At 42.7% G+C, this 17191-nt stretch carries 14 protein-coding genes; all 14 read right to left on the bottom strand.

Translation table 11 applies throughout. The annotated features are described in order from the left end of the window. Positions 1–17: 17 nt before the first annotated feature. The 14 genes from B6K08_RS05400 to B6K08_RS05335 all read right to left on the bottom strand — a co-directional run bounded on the left by B6K08_RS05400 (position 18) and on the right by B6K08_RS05335 (position 17171). Positions 18–3287, bottom strand: a complete 3270-nt coding sequence (locus B6K08_RS05400) for an ATP-binding protein (RefSeq protein ID WP_080325591.1) — start codon at positions 3285–3287, stop codon at positions 18–20. Positions 3288–3492: 205 nt separating this feature from the next. Further along, positions 3493–4443, bottom strand: coding sequence for a tyrosine-type recombinase/integrase (locus B6K08_RS05395; protein ID WP_080325590.1), 951 nt, complete (start codon positions 4441–4443; stop codon positions 3493–3495). 193 nt (positions 4444–4636) lie between these two features. Further along, positions 4637–5335 carry a PrsW family intramembrane metalloprotease gene (locus B6K08_RS05390; protein WP_039206136.1) on the bottom strand — a complete coding sequence of 233 codons (699 nt, stop codon included), beginning with the start codon at positions 5333–5335 and terminating at the stop codon, positions 4637–4639. A gap of 6 nt (positions 5336–5341) precedes the next feature. Next, a complete protein-coding gene (locus B6K08_RS05385; RefSeq protein ID WP_039206137.1) occupies positions 5342–6505 on the bottom strand; it encodes a DNA recombination protein RmuC in 1164 nt (387 codons plus the stop codon). Positions 6506–6558: 53 nt separating this feature from the next. Continuing rightward, positions 6559–7695 carry an acyltransferase gene (locus B6K08_RS05380; protein ID WP_039206138.1) on the bottom strand — a complete coding sequence of 379 codons (1137 nt, stop codon included), beginning with the start codon at positions 7693–7695 and terminating at the stop codon, positions 6559–6561. A 22-nt stretch (positions 7696–7717) separates the two neighbouring features. Continuing rightward, positions 7718–8452: an SIMPL domain-containing protein gene (locus B6K08_RS05375; RefSeq protein WP_080325589.1), complete on the bottom strand. Its 735-nt coding sequence runs from the start codon at positions 8450–8452 to the stop codon at positions 7718–7720. A gap of 172 nt (positions 8453–8624) precedes the next feature. Then, complete coding sequence (locus tag B6K08_RS05370) at positions 8625–10370, bottom strand: putative bifunctional diguanylate cyclase/phosphodiesterase (RefSeq protein WP_039208229.1); 1746 nt, start codon at positions 10368–10370, stop codon at positions 8625–8627. Positions 10371–10548: 178 nt separating this feature from the next. After that, positions 10549–11070 (bottom strand): signal peptidase I, encoded by a 522-nt coding sequence (gene lepB, locus B6K08_RS05365; protein WP_027396533.1) that lies wholly within the window; start codon positions 11068–11070, stop codon positions 10549–10551. A gap of 79 nt (positions 11071–11149) precedes the next feature. Beyond that, on the bottom strand, positions 11150–11491 hold the full coding sequence (gene rplS / locus B6K08_RS05360) for a 50S ribosomal protein L19 (protein WP_027396532.1): 342 nt from the start codon (positions 11489–11491) through the stop codon (positions 11150–11152). A 272-nt stretch (positions 11492–11763) separates the two neighbouring features. Further along, complete coding sequence (gene aroB, locus B6K08_RS05355) at positions 11764–12852, bottom strand: 3-dehydroquinate synthase (RefSeq protein WP_039208226.1); 1089 nt, start codon at positions 12850–12852, stop codon at positions 11764–11766. A gap of 40 nt (positions 12853–12892) precedes the next feature. Then, positions 12893–13303, bottom strand: coding sequence for a response regulator (locus tag B6K08_RS05350; protein ID WP_039208224.1), 411 nt, complete (start codon positions 13301–13303; stop codon positions 12893–12895). 12 nt (positions 13304–13315) lie between these two features. Further along, positions 13316–15040 (bottom strand): PAS domain-containing sensor histidine kinase, encoded by a 1725-nt coding sequence (locus B6K08_RS05345; RefSeq protein ID WP_039208222.1) that lies wholly within the window; start codon positions 15038–15040, stop codon positions 13316–13318. 14 nt (positions 15041–15054) lie between these two features. Further along, positions 15055–16347 carry a chemotaxis-specific protein-glutamate methyltransferase CheB gene (gene cheB / locus B6K08_RS05340; protein WP_072033462.1) on the bottom strand — a complete coding sequence of 431 codons (1293 nt, stop codon included), beginning with the start codon at positions 16345–16347 and terminating at the stop codon, positions 15055–15057. Then, entirely contained in the window at positions 16344–17171 is an 828-nt protein-coding gene (locus B6K08_RS05335) for a CheR family methyltransferase (protein WP_039208218.1), read from the bottom strand. The genes cheB and B6K08_RS05335 overlap by 4 nt, the downstream gene beginning before the upstream one ends. Between the last annotated feature and the right edge of the window lie 20 nt (positions 17172–17191).

Here is a 17191-nt window from a genome sequence, read left to right as displayed (position 1 = left end):
TATTTTTGTTGAGTAATCTACTCAATTATGTCGGTTATGTCAACAACATATACAAAGCATACGACTTCTTCGCCGTTGTAGGCTCTGCAGCCAATAGAATCCAGATGACGGGTTTCCCCGTCCCGACGGGTAATGCTGAATTTGAAGGAACCGATATAGGAGGAGCTGGCGTTTAAGTCCTCAACTGTGCTGGCTACATCATCCCGTTCCTTCACGATAACGATATTCTTAATGGAGCCATCGGAGAAGGCTGTGAAGCTATCAAAGGTGTCACAGCCAAGAATATCCAAAACTTTTTCGTCAGCGTATAGGGTTTCAGCCTTTTTACTTGGTCGGAAGATATAGTAACCACATTCCAGACCTATGCGTTTATACTTTTCCTTAAAGTTGTCCATTATGTCACTGCGGATGTAATAATCCTTATGCTCCATTACCATTTCAATGGTGCTAAAAAGCTTATGAATATCGAAAGGCTTTGGAATATGAGCATTCATTCCAGCCAATAGTGCAGCGCGTTTATCCTCTTCAAAGGCGTTGGCCGTCATGGCAATAATAGGGATACTGGAATGGGCAGGCTCCTGCATACCGCGAATGGTGATGGTGGCCTTGTAGCCGTCCATTTGTGGCATTTGTACATCCATCAGGACTAAATTATAATACCCAGGATCAGAATTAGCCAGCATATCTACTGCTTCAACGCCATTTTGGGCATGTTCAACCTTAAAGCCCTGTGCCTCCAAAACAGTTTGGGCAATTTCTGCATTAAGCTCGTTATCCTCAGCCAACAGTATACGCATACCCTGGAATTTGGAGGTATCAATATCATTTTTCTTCTCCTCCAGACTATGCTGCAAGTGTTCCGGAGCAATTTTGTTTGGCATGAGGAGAGTAAAGCGGGTTCCCTTTCCCGGCTCACTTTCTACTGTAATATTGCCTCCCAATAGATCCACTAATTTTTTTACAATATGCATACCAAGCCCGGTACCGATAATACCACTTTGAGTGGTATTTTTTTCTCGGGTAAAGGCATCAAATATGGTATCCAGGAAGTCCTTTGGCATACCAATACCAGTATCGGCAACAACAACCTTAAAGATGGTGGTGCCAGGGGTGTCACATGGCTCCTCAGTAACATCGTAGGATACACTGCCACCGGGTGGGGTATATTTCAGGGAATTGCTGATAAGATTCAAGAGAATTTCCCTTACCTTGGTGGCATCCATCATTATATGGTTGTGTTCCACATTAAGTGAGTAGGTGAAATGCAGTCCCTTTTCCTTCATCTGTGCCTCAAAAACAGCACAAACCTCCGGCACTATTTTTTCCAGATTAACGCAGGATTCTTCTACTGTTGCCTTGCCACTTTCAATACGGGCCATTTCCAGCACATTATTTATTAGGGAAAGCAGGAATTTATTGGAGGACTGGATTTTTTCAATATAACTAAGGGCGAGCTCCTTATTATCGATATTTTTTTCCAGCAGGGTGGTAAAACCGATAATGGCGTTCATAGGTGTTCTTATGTCGTGGGACATATTGAAAAGGAAGGATGTTTTGGCTTTATCGGCCTTTTTCACATCTACAAGAGATTGAGTAAGCTTTCCCTGATATTCCTTCAGGGCAGTATTTTGCTCATCAATAAGCTGATTCTTTGCCTTAAGTCGACGATTGGTAATGGTCATAAAGAGGACAATCATGATTACTGATATTACTACTACCAAGCCAAAAATGCAACTTACCAGATTGTTGGAAATAAATTTATTAATAGAAAATGGGGCCATAGGCTGGTGTGCCGCTATCATGGCATCAATCTCACCACTATTTATCAACCCCCGTCCTTTGTCAATCATGGAAATTAATGAAACATTTTCCTTGGAGGTAGCAAAGCAAAGTGGAACAGTTTCCATCATAGGAGTGTACTCCAAGTCAGGATATGCCTGGGAATAAATGGCCAATGTAGAGCCTAAGCCAATGGCACCGGTGGCCTTACCACTATGGACTGCTTCCATACATTCAAGAAGGGTATTACAAGGTATATAATTATTAATGTTTTTGTTGGTTATGGTATAGTTTTTGACATTAAATTTTTCAAGATAGGCAAGACTTTCAAAGGCATCAGTGTAGGATGTACCGGCCTTTCGGACCAGACCAAGCTGTGCGTCATATATATCGGTGGAAATTATTACATTGTCCCGGGCGGCCCTATCATAATCAAAGAAATACTGGATAAGGTCAATTTCCTTATTGCGCAAGGCTTTCAGCATATCCTCCCGGCTGTCGAACATGGAAAATTCCAATTGTACGTCATCGATATATAGAACCTTAAATATGCGGTTCATAGTATCAATAGAAGCACCTTTTAATTCATTGGTTTTAGGATCGCGGTAAATGAATGGAGGGTCATCAGCTAGGCAACCAACATGAATAACCGGATGTTGACTAAGCCACTGGAGCTCCGGAGTAGAGAGGCTCTTTCTGATGGAAGCATAGGCAAAGTGCCGCTTGCTGATGTCAGTAATAAAATACGGATTTATTGACATCATCAGGCGGTGGGCATCATTAAGCTCCTTCAAAATATCAGGACGGGCTTTATTGACTACAAGGTAAAAATTGTCTTCACCAATACTTCCGAAGGCAATAAAGTGGGGCTTGTTGTATCTGTTGGCTATGAGATTCAGGTCGACATCACCGGCCCAAAGAGCGGCCCGACGTGCAGCACTGTTTTCATATTCCACAATTTCCGCATCCACATTATTTTTTGTCAGCCATTCCCTTAAAATGCCAATCTGCTTTGTACCCTTGGAAACACCTATTTTCTTGTGCTGGAGTGTATCAAGATTTCCGGAAATGATTTCCTTATTATGATCCAAGAAATACAGGTAGTAATTTTCAACTCCCATTGCTTCATTAGGAAAAGCTAAATATTTGGCCCTTTCTTCAGTATAGCTGACATCATAGGCCAGATCAGCTTCGCCATTTTTCACGGCATTGATACAGTCCGTAAAGCCAGGGTATATCTTATATTCCAAATCCCAGCCGGAATATCTGGCAATAGTTTCAATATATTCGTAGGCATAGCCGTTTTTCCTGTTGTTACCATCATTTAATACGAAAATTTCATCAGCATCGTAGGCCGCAACCCTGACGGTCTTACGCTGGTTATCATCTTCTCCCTGGTTGGCATAAGCAGACATCATCCAATAGGAAAGCAGCTGCATAGCCACCAAAAGAAGGCTTGTTATAATGAGAAATGATTTTCTTATATATCTGAAATTATTGAATTTCATATATGACCACTCCCTGTGAAAAACAGAAAGATAATTCTCGTCAAACAACTTATTTATAGGCAAATAATTCCTTCTTGTGATTATTCGACCTTGATATATGTTTTTCCTGCATTGTGGAGTAGGCTATTATTTTGATTTTTACTTCCGATAACTAAAATTTATCGGAAGTAAAATTTTTGCAATATATTTTGTGGGTATATATGGCTCATTTACTTCGTTTTGGGGCTATAATATTGGTTGCCCGTTTGCTAAGTGTTGGGTTGTCCTCCATAAATTTCATAGCGGAAATAATGTTTTGCTGTCTGAGGGTTTGCTGCACCAGCTTAATATCATTGGTGGCTTTAAAAAGATTTGTTCCGCAGCTATTTCGTAAAAGGTTGGCTGAAGCTCCGGAAACCTTTAATCCGGCCTTATCAAGCGCATTATTTATGATAAGTCGCATTCCGTTTCTGGAAAGCCTGCCGGCAAAATTATTTTTGGAATTGGAAATAATTAAGGGCGCCAGCTTGCCAATTAGCTCATCAATGATTGGCCCGGGAATACTGTTGATATAGTCCACAAGTACATTTATGGTTTCCTGGCAGGGATAAATTTGCTGCGTCTGGGTCACATCACTAACATCAGATGCGCTAATTTCGATTGTATAATTTTCCCAATTTATGTTCTGCATGTTAAGCCTGAATATATCAACAGGGCGCAGTCCCTCTACGCTGAAAAGATATAATATTAATGTGTTACGATTTCGTACAAAGTCATCCGGTTCATCATTATAGGCATTACATACCACCTGCAGCTGGTTCATATCCAGATAGTAACGCAGGGTTGGCGGATTTCCACCCTGGGTTTGTATGCTGCTGCATGGATTATCAAATATGAGGTGTTGATAAATGGCAGCACGATAAAGAGCCTTTAGGGCTGAGATCTTTATATGAATGGTCAAAGGCTTGTAGCCCTTGTCCAGCAATTCCTGATAATAAATCCTAATTTGCTGCTCTGTCATTTTCAAGGGCTGGCGGTTATTTTTATGGCACCATTTTAAAAAAATTCGTATATGCTTCATATAGGATTCCAGTGTATCAGGGCTGGGATTTCCTTTGGCAATACAGGGAATGATATATTGCTCTATGTTTTGGATGAATTCTGCTTCAGTTATCATGGTGAGATCTCCTAGTGTGTATGTAATGTAGTAATGGTGATATATTTCGAGTAGGTAGTTATTTTAACTGTAGGTAATTATAATTACCTACAGTTAAAGTATAACATCTCAACCTATATGTACACAATAACCTATTTTTACAAAAAATGGCAGGTAACTGCACTATACAACAGTTACCTGCCATTTATATATATTAATAATAAATCCGATGGTCTTCCCGGGACATCTTTCTAACCTTGAAAAAAGCATGGGCATACAGGGCCAAAATAAAGATAAAGAACACCACTACCATCATATCATCCTCAGTAAGCAGGCAGAAATCGTAGAAACCATGCAACACTGTTGGAATAAACAGGGCCAGCTTCAGGCTCCTGTCCTTTACCTTCCTATCCATGCGATGAAGATATTCCTTGGCCTGCCCATAGTAAATACCCATGAATATGGCAAATACTCCGTGCCCCGGAATAGATGTAAAAGCACGTCCAACGGCAGTTTCAATGCCCCCATCCAGCACATACATAATATTTTCCAAAATAGCAAAGCCCATGCTGACACATACAGAATATAAAATAGCATCAAACCGATAGTTAAACTTTGGATGGGTCCATGTCAATTTTTTCAGTACAAATAGCTTGCAGCCCTCCTCCATAAGGGCCACCCCCAGCAGAGCTTCGAAAAAGGCATACTCTACAGTACCGGAATAAAGAAACTGGTCTAATATACCTCCTGCAATAAACTCCAATAATACAGCAGGAAAACAGCAAATAGCACCAAAGCCAACGAGCTTCATTAGAAGCTCCGGTGGTTCCTTCTCTATCTTATCCAGAGTATAAATATAGTACAAGAATGCCAATCCAGGCACTATGGCCAGATTTACTAATAAATCGTACATATAGTATTAATCCTCCTGCTCCGGCAATGCTTCCACATCACGGAATTTTCGCATAAGCACGTTAGTACGGGTGTTAACAAGAGCCTCAAATTTATTGCTAACCTGTCCAAACTGCTTGTAAATAGCCTCCATGGCCTCATTATATTTTATTAGCTCGCTTTTGACCTCTCCCAGTGTTTTCCATACCTCGTTGGAACGCTTCTGAATTGCCAAGGTCCTAAAGCCCATCTGCAGGCTGTTCAGCAGGGCCGCCATAGTGCTAGGACCAGCAATATTAACCTTGTATTTATGCTGAAGTCCCTCCACCATACCGCTATCCACTGCATGAGCATACAGCCCCTCTGTTGGCAGGAACATAATGGCAAAGCTGGTAGTATAAGGTGGCTTCAGATATTTGGTTGCAATATCCTTGGCCTCACTGTCCAAACGTTTTTCCAGCTCCCGCTGTGCCTGTTCAATAAGCGCCTTATCGCCGGAGGCTTGCGCATCCAGCAAATGGTTGTAGGAATCCATGGGAAACTTTGCATCAATTGGAAGATATATCGTATCCCCATCCATCCCCGGCATCTTAATAGCAAATTCTACACGTTTCCCACTTTCAGGTACCGTCTCCACATTTTCATCAAACTGATCAGCTGTTAAAATATCCACCAGAATATTTTTCAGCTGGTACTCTCCCAGCACGCCACGGGTTTTCACTCCACTGAGAACCTGCTTCAGACTACCTACATCATTGGCCAGAGCCTGCATTTCCCCCAGCCCCTTATACACCTGCTCCAGCTGGGAACTTACAGCCTTAAAGGAAGCCGTAATGCGCTTTTCCAAAGCGGTCTGTAGCTGCTCATCCACTGCCCCTTTTATTTCCTTTAGATTTTTATCCAGCTCTCCTCGCAGCTCAGCAATACCCTTTTCCGTTTCATGACGAACCGATACCAGCCCTTGATTCACACTATCCTTTATTTCCTTCAGGCTTTGGCTGTTGGCATTGTCCATCTGCATAATATTGCGGCAAATGTCATCCTTGGTCATCTGCTGGCCATCTCCAAGAGCCTTCTGCATATTCCACAATACCTGTTCAGCCCTGGAATTATCAGGCTTTTTCATAATTAATACTGCCAACATAGCAATAATAATAACCAAAAGCACTATTATAATATATGAATTCTCCATAAATTTCTACCTCAAAATCCCCACATAAAAGGCTCCCCGCAGGGAGCCATGTGTCACATTGTTTTCTTTGGATATACCCCAATAGTTCCCTTATTAATAAATGGTAAAATATCACCAAGCCGGCGCATAACAACAGCCACCACCAAGGTCACCAGAACCACTCCAAAATACATGATTATGGCAGGCACCGCGTTAATCTTGAGATTAATTTTCTCATAAAATAGTGAAATATAGGTGATAGCCACAGGATGGGCCAGATACATAAAATAGGAATGCTTGCCCAAAAGGGAAAGCACAGGCTTTAATTTATCCGGCAATTTCCAGATGGTGAAAATCGTAAAGAAAAACAGGCAGGCTCCCAAAGTATAAATTATTCCCGTTGGACAAAGCTGATGGGCTGTATTTACGCCCTCCAATGGGGTATAGCCCTTGCTGTACAGCAAATAATAATAGTAGCTTAAATGAGCCGCCAATGTCAGCCAGAAAAAGGCCACAATAGAGCTGCGGTACTTAACCATAAAGCCCATGAATTTATCCATATTTACTGCCAGATATCCACCCAAAAGGAATATAAAGACATAATGAATCACCCAATAATTCAGGTGGTACATGGCAAATGGCTTAAGATAAGGATTATCAACAGCCCAGGCATTCCACATAAAGCACAGATAATAGTTAACGGCTATCTGGAATACCAGCAGTAAAGCCAGCTTCGAGATATTCAACCGCTTAACTGCCCACACCCAAAGAGGCATCAGCAAATAGAACCAGATCAGTAGAACCATGAAATACAGCTGATAATTGGCAAGGCCAAAAAACAAATCATACAGAATTGTAATTGGCTTTAGCGGGCTGTAATCCTTCCACAAAACACAGTAATGAAGGATATAAAACAGGGACCATACCACATAAGGTACCACCACAGCCTTGTAGCGGCGCTTTAAGAAGTCCTTATATACAAAAGGCTTGGTAATGTCCATGTTATAAAACAGCCCAAAGGCAGAAATAAAGAAGAAAATAGGTACACTGAATCTGGTAAATATTTCCAGCAATGCCACCAAATGGGCATTGCCCGGTGCTTCCGGTGTCAGGTGCTGTCCCAAATAAGCTGAGCCAATATGGATACCGATAACTCCCAGCATGGAGATACCCCGAATAAATTCTATGGCCTCTAAACGTGGCTTTTTCATCAAAAAACTCCCAAATCATTATTTATTCTACAATATAATCTACATGAACAGTGGCGCTGACATCTATGGTACCTGCCTCCAAAGGAGCAACCATTGCACTGATGGCCACCATATCCATAGCATTTTTTCCCAGTCTGGTATTATCTCTGGAAGTAACAGAACCGACATTTTCCGTTACCAGCTTAATACCGGTAATACGCACCCCAAGGGCTCCAGCAAGAATATCAGCCTTGTTTCTGGCATCCCTTACAGCATCCTTTAAGGCTGCCCGGCGCAGGGACTCAGGCTCCTTCACATCAAAGCTGAGGCTATCAATGCGATTGGCACCATTATTTAACGCTGCTTCAATAACATTGCCTGCCTTAACCACCTCATCTACCCGTACTGCTATATAGTTGGTGGCGGTACAGCCTACCATCTCAGCAGGTTTTCCCTCAGGATAATTATATATTGGAGTTAAGTCAAAAAAGGCTGTCTTAATATCACTTTCCTTTACCCCCAACTCCTTTATAGCTGCCAGTACAGAGGACATTTTATTGCCGTTTTCCATTTGAGCTGCCTTGGCATCCCGGGCTGTAGTTTCAATACCTATACGAATATCTACCACATCTGGGCTGGTGACAACCTTTCCTTGACCACTTACAGAAATAACAGAAGGCTCGGCATACTGTCCGCCCGGAGCAGCACTGGCCATAGCTGCAATCCCCAGACACAGCATAAAGCACAGCATCAAGGTGTAAAGCTTCTTATTCAGCATAAAAATACCTCCTCTGAAAAAAACATTTTAACACGTCAAACATTATACCATATATAGATATTATCTTCATTAAATGTGTATAAGAAAACCCTATGCCGTGTTGATATTTAATAACCAGCAGCATAGGGCTCAATATGTCTAAAAATTCCAAATTTAACCAATGTACTGTTAGTTAAATATTGGAGCAGTATCCGTTATCCAATATATATTTTACAAAATTCTCCTCTTTCATGGGCTCTGAGAAATAATATCCCTGAATCATATCAGCACCATATTTTCTGATAACATCCACCTGTTCCTTAGATTCAACTCCCTCAACCACGGTATTTAAATCAAGACTGTTGGCAAGATTGATACAACCATGAAGGATACTGCTACGTTTCTTGTCACTGATTTCATTCATAAATGACTTGTCCAACTTAATAATATCAAGTGGTAAATCACCTAAAATATTAAGTGACGAGTAGCCGGAGCCAAAATCGTCAAGCTCAATCTTAAAGCCAGAATCCTGGCACTGTTGCAGAATATGTCGCATCTCCATGAGCCTTGATTCGAATATATTTTCCGTAACCTCCAGATGTAGCAGGGAACGATCTACTCTGTATTTATCAGTTATGCTTAATATTTTTTTGACAAAATCAGGCTGGCGGAAATTCAGTCGGGAAAAATTTACCGATATAGGGAAAGGCTGTATGCCCAGAGCTTCCCAACGCTTGATGCACTTGCAGGTCTCCTCCCACACATACATATCTACTTCCACAATAAAACCGCTGTCCTCCATAATTGGAATAAACTCAGATGGATAAAGGTTTCCGAGCTCTGAATGATTCCAGCGAAGAAGAGTTTCTGCTCCTTCCAGCTCCCCAGTAAAGGCATTATGCTTAGGCTGGAAAACCAGATAAAATTCACCTGTACGGAGAGACTCACGCATATCATTTTCCATACGACGATAACGCTCCAGCTCCTCCAGCATCTTATCCTCATAGAAAGCGTAGAGCTTACCATACTTATGCTTAATAGGCTGAAGGGCCATAATAGCACGGTCACAGGCAATGGCAGCTGAAATGGAGCTGTCAATATTTTCATAAATACCCAACCGGAAAACCAAATCCTTCATGGAAATAACTTCCCTGGCAGACTGGTGAACATAGCGAATAAAATCATCAGTAAGAATACCTGTATGCTCCATAAGGGTTACAAACTGATCTCCACCATAACGTCCAATAAGGAAATCACTTCCTGTACTGCACTGCAACCACTCACTTATCTCAGTAATAATCTTATCACCAGTCTCATAGCCAAAATGCTCATTAACCAGCTTAAAGTCCACCACGTCAGACACTACAATATCGTATTTTTTGTCTGGATTGGCCGCCATAATCTGGTCAGCCTTTTCACAAAAAGCGCGACGGTTCAAAAGACCTGTCAGACGATCAATTTGGGAATCATCAGCATTCATCCTCTCCTCTATTGGCTCCAGAGTATTGCTCTGACCAATGGAAGAATTGGCTACAAAAGAACGCACTGTAACAAACCCTGAAAAAAGATCATCCGCATCAGGGAAGAATTCCATAATAGCTGGCTGATAATTTCCCTCCCTGCCAATCAGGCGAAGGTAAACAATCTGCACCGAGCCATTTTCACATCTTTTACAAAGCTTTTTTAAATTAGAAGGATTGGCAAAATCCACGAATCGCTGGCGAACGCTTTCGTGACACATTCCACTGTTTACGAAATCATTAAACCATTCACTTAATGTTGCTTTTTTTAGGTCAATTGTCGTATATTCACGCTCAAAATCATCAAGCTTTATAATATGAAAACTATCTTTTCGCAAATTAACATGTACGACCTTATTATAACAGCTCCCCAGAATTCTCTTTACAAAGAGTTGACGCATCTCCTGTGCATCATGCATACCCTTTTCCCTCCACAGATATGTACACATGTATATTAGTCTTTTATCGACAACGATATTTTATCAAAAATCATTGTTAATTAACACAATATAATCTAGTCTTATAGTCCTAAATTCAAGTTTAATAAAAAATACACCAGGGAAAGCCTGGTGTATCAATCCCGTATAAAATTCCCCATTAAGGCAGTGTTTTCCAAGCGGATAACGGCCAGAATACCAGCATTGCCTTCCCCTTCAATAGCTCGTATGGCACAAAGCCCACATCTGGGAAGCGACTATCCTCGGAATTGTTACGATTATCTCCCATAACAAAGACATGTCCCTCTGGGATAGTAGTCTTAGGATAATCCATACGGCTCTTAGCCAGAATGTAATCCTCATTCTGCAGCTCACCGTTTACATAAACATTGTGATCCTTAATCTCAATGGTATCGCCAGGAACAGCAATAACACGCTTGATAAAGTCACGGCTTTTATCTCTAGGATATTGGAATATAAGTATCTCACCACGCTCAGGAGCACGCATCTTGTAAATGAATTTATTTACTACAAGGCGCTGCTGATGCTCCAGAGTTGGCATCATTGACGGACCATCCACAAGATACAATTCCACCACAAATGTACGAATAAACATAGCCAATGCCACGGCAACAGCTATGGAAATAACCCAATCTCTAATTTCAGTACCCAACTGACCCATGATAAATCACCTCTCATTAGTTCTCTACTGGGAGAAGAAAAAAAGGGACTGAAAAAACAGTCCCTTTTTAATTCTTGCATTAGCGCTTCTCGCGGATACGAGCAGCCTTACCAGTGAGGTTACGGAGATAGTACAGCTTAGCGCGACGAACAACACCGCGACGCTTAACTTCGATCTTATCGAGTCTTGGGGAGTGTACTGGGAATGTACGCTCTACACCAACACCGCTAGCGATACGACGAACGGTGAAAGTCTCACGAACGCCAGAACCGGAACGTGCAATAACAACGCCCTCGAATACCTGGATACGCTCACGGGAACCCTCGACAACCTTTACATGGCAACGTACAGTGTCACCCTGCTGGAATGCTGGGATGTCATTTCTGAGCTGTTCTTTCTCTAATTCCTGAATAATGTTCATTGTATATCCTCCTCTATTCAAGTGTTCTTGGCAAGTGTTGAATTCTAATATAGCCTTGTCCAGAGGACCACTCAGATACCCGAATATAATATCATGTTATTTTTCAAAAAGCAAGGAAAAAATAACGAGCTTTAAAATTTCCCCTTCCTCTTTAGGTGGGGGAAAACAAACTACAACTGCTGGTGAGCATATCTCCCAGCTCGTTGAAACGCTAATTGGAAGATTTTTCTTCTAAAGAAGAAAAATTTGAACAATGGCGTTATAACACTTTTTTATGCCAAACAATACTTCATGGCATTTTTCACATCTTCCTCAGAAACCTCTTTGGAAATTCTGACTTTGCCGATTTCCCCATCCATCAAAACCCATTTAACTTGACCGTTAACAGTTTTTTTATCGTGGAAAATGGCTTCATATAATGTATCTATGTCACAGCCCTGGGCTCTAACCGGAAGCTGCATTATTCTAATTAAATTTTCTACTTCAGCAAAGGCTTCCTCATCTACAAGCCCCATGGCTCTGCTAATATGAGCCGCACAAACCATGCCGATAGCCACTGCCTCACCATGATTATAACGGGTGTAGCCAGTATTCTTTTCAATGGCATGGGCCATGGTGTGGCCGAAATTTAAAATAGCCCGCAGACCAGATTCCTTTTCATCCTCGCTTACCACCGCTGCCTTAATTTCACAGGAACGGGCAATCATATAAGCTGTCTCCTCATCCTTTAAATTGAGGATATCATTGGTATTTTCTTTGAGGTATTTAAAAAATCCCCTATCATATATAATTCCATATTTAATGATTTCTCCAAGGCCGGTATAAATCTCCCGCTTTGGAAGAGTCCTGAGCCAGTCAAGGTCCATAAATACCGCCTTTGGCTGATAAAAGGCACCAATGAGGTTCTTGCCCAACGGGTGATTAACGGCGACCTTGCCCCCTACGCTGGAATCCACCTGCGCCAAAAGACTGGTAGGAACCTGTACAAATGGGACCCCCCGCATATATGAGGCTGCTGCAAAGCCTGCCAAATCACCTACCACACCGCCACCCAGGGCAAATATAGGAGATTTTCTGTCAAGGCCCAGCTCTATACAACGGGTCATAATTGCCTCAAATTGCTTTAAGGATTTGGAGCTTTCACCAGCAGGAATCTCGTATATTTCAGCTTCCAGACCGCCTTCAGCCAGCATATCCTTTAATTTCCCGCCATAAATCGGACCTACATTGGTATCGGTAATAATTAACCCCAGACGGGAAAAGCTGCTTTTTTTGCAAAACTCCACAAGCTCTGAATGTAAATCATTACCTATATAAATTTCGTAGCTATTTTCTCCTAATTCAACGGTCACAATACGCATAAACTTACAAACTCCCAACATAAAACTTGCTCAGACTTACTTACTCACTTTTTTCGTCTGTAATAAGTCCCAGATTTCTCATGGCTTCCTCCACCTTTTCAGTATCTACAGGCTTGGAAGCATACGCATCACAGCCAAGACGGAAGGCTTCATCCACATAGCCGATATCAGCCAGGGCTGTCATCATTATAATCTTGATTTTCTTGTCAGAAGCCTTTTCATTCTGATTTTCCAGCTGACGAATTACCTTCAGCACCTTAAGGCCATCTACCTTTGGCATCATAATATCCAGGCAAAGAAGATCAAAAGGCTTGCCCTCCTTGATAGCATCCATGTAAATGTCAATGGCATCCATACCGTCCACGGCAACTTCAACCTCACCATAGGTAACCATGAATTTCTGTAAAAAAGAACGACTGATTCTGTCATCTTCCGCAATTAATATCCTCATATATATACCCCCCTAGTCATTCAATTTATCTTCACAGTATTTAAGAAGCTCGCTGATATCGTCTTCATCATCATCGCCCAGCCCCGGCAGTAAAGCTTCTTCTTCATTTTCCTTACCGTCCTTGGTCGTTGATGGTGAATAAGGATTCATAAACACTGTTTGATTTTTTAACTCAATATCAGCCTTTTCAGCCAATACCAGCGGAATTAGCACCGTAAACCGGCTTCCGTTGTTTTGTCTTGAGCTGACACCGATTTCGCCTCCCATACTGGACACGAGCTCCTTTACTATCATCAGCCCCAGGCCAGTACCACCAAACCGGCGTGTAGTGGAACCATCCACCTGGCTGAAAGGCTTAAACAGCTTAGCCTGTTCCTCCATGGTCATGCCAATGCCCGTATCCTCAACATAAAATTCCAAATATGGCTGTTGCCCTCTGTCATAAACATAGGCCCCCAGTGTAATGCCGCCTTCCATGGTAAACTTCAAGGCGTTGGTAAGCAAATTATGGAGTATCTGCCGTATGCGGAGAGGATCTCCCCTGACAAATCTCGGCAAGCCAGCAATATTTGGTCGGGTAAAGGTAAGTCCCTTATTTTCTGCTGTCTGCCCATGGAGATTACTTACCCTGTCAAGAAGCTCGTGCAAATCCAAATCAATATTTTCCAGACGCATCCTGCCATTTTCCAATTTGGCATAATCCAGAATATCGTTGATAATCCTCAAAAGATCCTCGGAGCATTGCTTGGCGGCAGTAAGATTCTCCCGCTGCTCATCAGTGAGAGATGTCTTTAGGGTAAGATCTATCATACCGGACATACCATTTATCGGAGTTCGGATCTCATGGCTCATATTGGCCAGGAATTGAGTTTTGGTAGTGCTGGCCACCTCCGCGTGTCGGCGGGCCTCCTGAAGCTCGTGCTCCTTCTGCTTCCGCTTGGAAATATTCAGCATTGTAAGCACTATCTGCTTTTGTTTGCCGTTCCATAGCTGGGTAATAAACATCTGAAGCCATACTGGCTCCTTGACGTCCTTAATCTGAACAGCCACCACAAAATTCACCGTAAACGTGTCATCCAAAATAGCCGACTCAATGTTATTGCGGACAACACAAAACTTGCAGTTATCCGATTTACCACAGCCATTTTCGATGCTGTTGATACAATGAATGGCATCTCCGAAATTTTTTCCCATTATATCTATATAATCTTCATTGAGGGTTTCCAGAGCAGGGTCGTTAACGTCCATGATTTCTCCCCGGACATTAAGTGTAATAATACCTATTTTGGCGGCCTCGAATACAGACCGCATATAATAATGGTCCGTTTCCACCTTGCGCTCCAGAGTACGGATTCTGGTAACATCGCGAACAATAGCCGTACAGCCCTTTACAGCACCATTGCTGTCCAAAATTGGTGAACAGGTAGCAGACAAGTACACTGCACCATCTGAACGGGTAAAGCCGATATTTTTGGAAAGGCCCATGGTCTTTTTAGAACGCATTGCCCGAATAACAGGGCTTATAATTTTTTCCCTGGTGTCGACATTTTCCAGTCTCATCACATCGCTGACGCTGACAGGCTCATCGCTGTTATAGCTGTATTCAAAAAGCTCCTCCGCGGCCTTGTTCATAAATATGATCATACCTTTTACATCAGTCATAATCACACTGTCACCAAGACCACCAAGCAAATTCTGGAGAGAGCCATAATCGATTACCATATCTGATTTTTCCATAATGGTCTCCCTCCTTACTTATAATTAGCTACAGCTGTTATCATCATGGCCATGCCGTTTAATGGCACCTGCTGCATAACAGCACCCTTTTCAAAGGCTACCCTTGGCATACCGTAAACCACACTGCTGGCCTCGTCCTGCCCCAATGTCACACAGCCCGCTTCGCGCATTTTCACCATGTATTCGGCACCATCCTCACCCATACCGGTGAGAATAACTCCCATGGCCCTGTCACCAACATTTTCGGCAACGGACTTGAACAGAACATTAACTGCAGGACAATGACCACCGTATTTTGGTCCCGGATTGACATCCAAAGACATCAAGCCTCCCACATTCTTTACCCGCATCTGCCTGTTGCCTGGGGCAACATAGGCAGAATTAGGCTCCAGTCTGTCCCCATCCTCTGCTTCCTTTACATTAATGACACACTCATTATTAAGTCGGTCAGAAAACATCTTGGAAAACATCGGTGGAATGTGCTGTACAATAACTATAGGCGGAAGGGGTGGCTTTAAATCCCTTAATATTTTGGACAATGCCTCCGTTCCTCCAGTAGAAGCGCCGATGGCAATAAGCTCCACCTTCCTTGGTGGCACAGGCGTCTTAAGTGAACTAAGCGGTACCGATTGAGGCTCCGGCTTGTCACTTTTCAGCTGCTGGGCAATTGCCTTCATGGCGTTCATATTGGATACGACCCTACTAAGGTGCTGTGAAACCTGTTCATGACTGCCATAGCTTTTGAATGAAGACCCTGGCTTAGCTCCAGACTGCACCGATGATGGCGGAGCAGCAGTAAATGACTGCGCTGGCTGTGGCTTTGGTGGTGGCGGAGCAGCAACAGCAGTTTGCTGAACCGAAGGTCTTGGTGGCTCCGGGGATGGAGGAATAACCTCCCTGCTTTCCGCAATTAGCCTATCCCCATGGGCTTTGGCGCGATAAACCTCCTCAGCCACCTTTTTCATAAAATCACCGCTCCCCAGAGTCATGGAAGGCTTTTCAATAAAGGAAAAGGCTCCCGCCTCCAAGGCAAGATTCTTATAAGCCGGCCTTGAGCTCAATACCACCGTAGGCAGTGCATATTGCACAATAAGACGCCGCAGAAATTCAATGCCGTTCATCTTTGGCATTTCCACATCAAGTATCATAACATCCGGGTCAAAGGACAAAATCTTGTCCCTTGCCTCAAATGGATTTTCAGCTCTTTCCACCTCTATGGTGCCTGAAATATTTGATGCCAGGCCCCTTGCCAGTGCTTCCCTAAAAAACAGGGAATCATCCACAATCAGAATTTTTAAGTCACTCATGTGAACGCTCCCTTCTTTCTATAAATTGATGGCATAACATAATCAAAATCACTTTTATGTCTGTCAATAACTTCGGAATGACCAATAAAGAGATATCCCCCCGGCTCCAAAAATTCAGCGAATTTCCTTACCAGATTATCCCTTGTTGTATTATCAAAATATATCATAACATTTCTGCAAAAGATTACATGAAAAGGCCTTTTGAAAGGAAAAACAGGCGTCATGAGATTAAACCGACGAAACAGTACCTTGTGTCGCAGCCTGTCCACCACCTGATATTTGCCATCAAAAGTGCGATGGAAATAACTGTTCTGCCACAAAGCGGGCAGAGTCTTCACTGATTCGGCAGAATAAACACCGTTCTTTCCGATTTCCAGCACGTCCTTTGATAAATCAGTAGCCAACAAGGTAGTCTCCCAGCCCGGCATGGACCCGAAATGATCCTCCAGCATCATGGCCAGAGTATAAGCCTCCTCTCCTGTGGAAGAAGCGGCACACCAAGTCCTCATATCACCATCACGAATAGACTTCTCCAGATAAGGAAGAACCTCCTTCTCGTAGAAAGAGAAATGGTCGGCCTCCCGCATGAAGAATGTATGATGGGTGGTAATGGCCTCTGCCAGCATGGCCAGTCCCTTGCTGGTTTTATCCTCCCGTATATATTTCAGAAAGGCCTCATCACTGGCCAGCTCCGGTCTGCCCATGTTATCATTTTTCAGTTTAAATAATCGGCTCTCCAAAAGGGCCTTTTTCTCCGGTGGCAGCTGAATACCAAAATTCTGTGTCACCAAAGCCGCAAACTGCTGAAACAAGGACTGGTTCATATCGTGGTCTTCTCCAAATT

Origin of the sequence: Anaerovibrio lipolyticus DSM 3074, assembly GCF_900141865.1 — a bacterium.
GTDB lineage: Bacteria > Bacillota > Negativicutes > Selenomonadales > Selenomonadaceae > Anaerovibrio > Anaerovibrio lipolyticus.
The sequence above is the reverse complement of the archived record's forward strand: the minus strand, read 5'-3'. Positions and strand labels throughout refer to the sequence as shown.

Bases quoted from the DNA above. Each gene is read 5' to 3' on its own strand.
- lepB (WP_027396533.1), bottom strand. From the start codon at position 11,070: ATGGGTCAGTTGGGTACTGAAATTAGAGATTGGGTTATTTCCATAGCT.
- B6K08_RS05375 (WP_080325589.1), bottom strand. From the start codon at position 8,452: ATGCTGAATAAGAAGCTTTACACCTTGATGCTGTGCTTTATGCTGTGT.
- B6K08_RS05345 (WP_039208222.1), bottom strand. From the start codon at position 15,040: ATGGAAAAATCAGATATGGTAATCGATTATGGCTCTCTCCAGAATTTG.
- B6K08_RS05390 (WP_039206136.1), bottom strand. From the start codon at position 5,335: ATGTACGATTTATTAGTAAATCTGGCCATAGTGCCTGGATTGGCATTC.
- cheB (WP_072033462.1), bottom strand. From the start codon at position 16,347: ATGAGTGACTTAAAAATTCTGATTGTGGATGATTCCCTGTTTTTTAGG.
- B6K08_RS05395 (WP_080325590.1), bottom strand. From the start codon at position 4,443: ATGATAACTGAAGCAGAATTCATCCAAAACATAGAGCAATATATCATT.
- B6K08_RS05335 (WP_039208218.1), bottom strand. From the start codon at position 17,171: ATGAACCAGTCCTTGTTTCAGCAGTTTGCGGCTTTGGTGACACAGAAT.
- B6K08_RS05400 (WP_080325591.1), bottom strand. From the start codon at position 3,287: ATGAAATTCAATAATTTCAGATATATAAGAAAATCATTTCTCATTATA.
- B6K08_RS05350 (WP_039208224.1), bottom strand. From the start codon at position 13,303: ATGAGGATATTAATTGCGGAAGATGACAGAATCAGTCGTTCTTTTTTA.
- rplS (WP_027396532.1), bottom strand. From the start codon at position 11,491: ATGAACATTATTCAGGAATTAGAGAAAGAACAGCTCAGAAATGACATC.
- B6K08_RS05385 (WP_039206137.1), bottom strand. From the start codon at position 6,505: ATGGAGAATTCATATATTATAATAGTGCTTTTGGTTATTATTATTGCT.
- B6K08_RS05370 (WP_039208229.1), bottom strand. From the start codon at position 10,370: ATGCATGATGCACAGGAGATGCGTCAACTCTTTGTAAAGAGAATTCTG.
- aroB (WP_039208226.1), bottom strand. From the start codon at position 12,852: ATGCGTATTGTGACCGTTGAATTAGGAGAAAATAGCTACGAAATTTAT.
- B6K08_RS05380 (WP_039206138.1), bottom strand. From the start codon at position 7,695: ATGAAAAAGCCACGTTTAGAGGCCATAGAATTTATTCGGGGTATCTCC.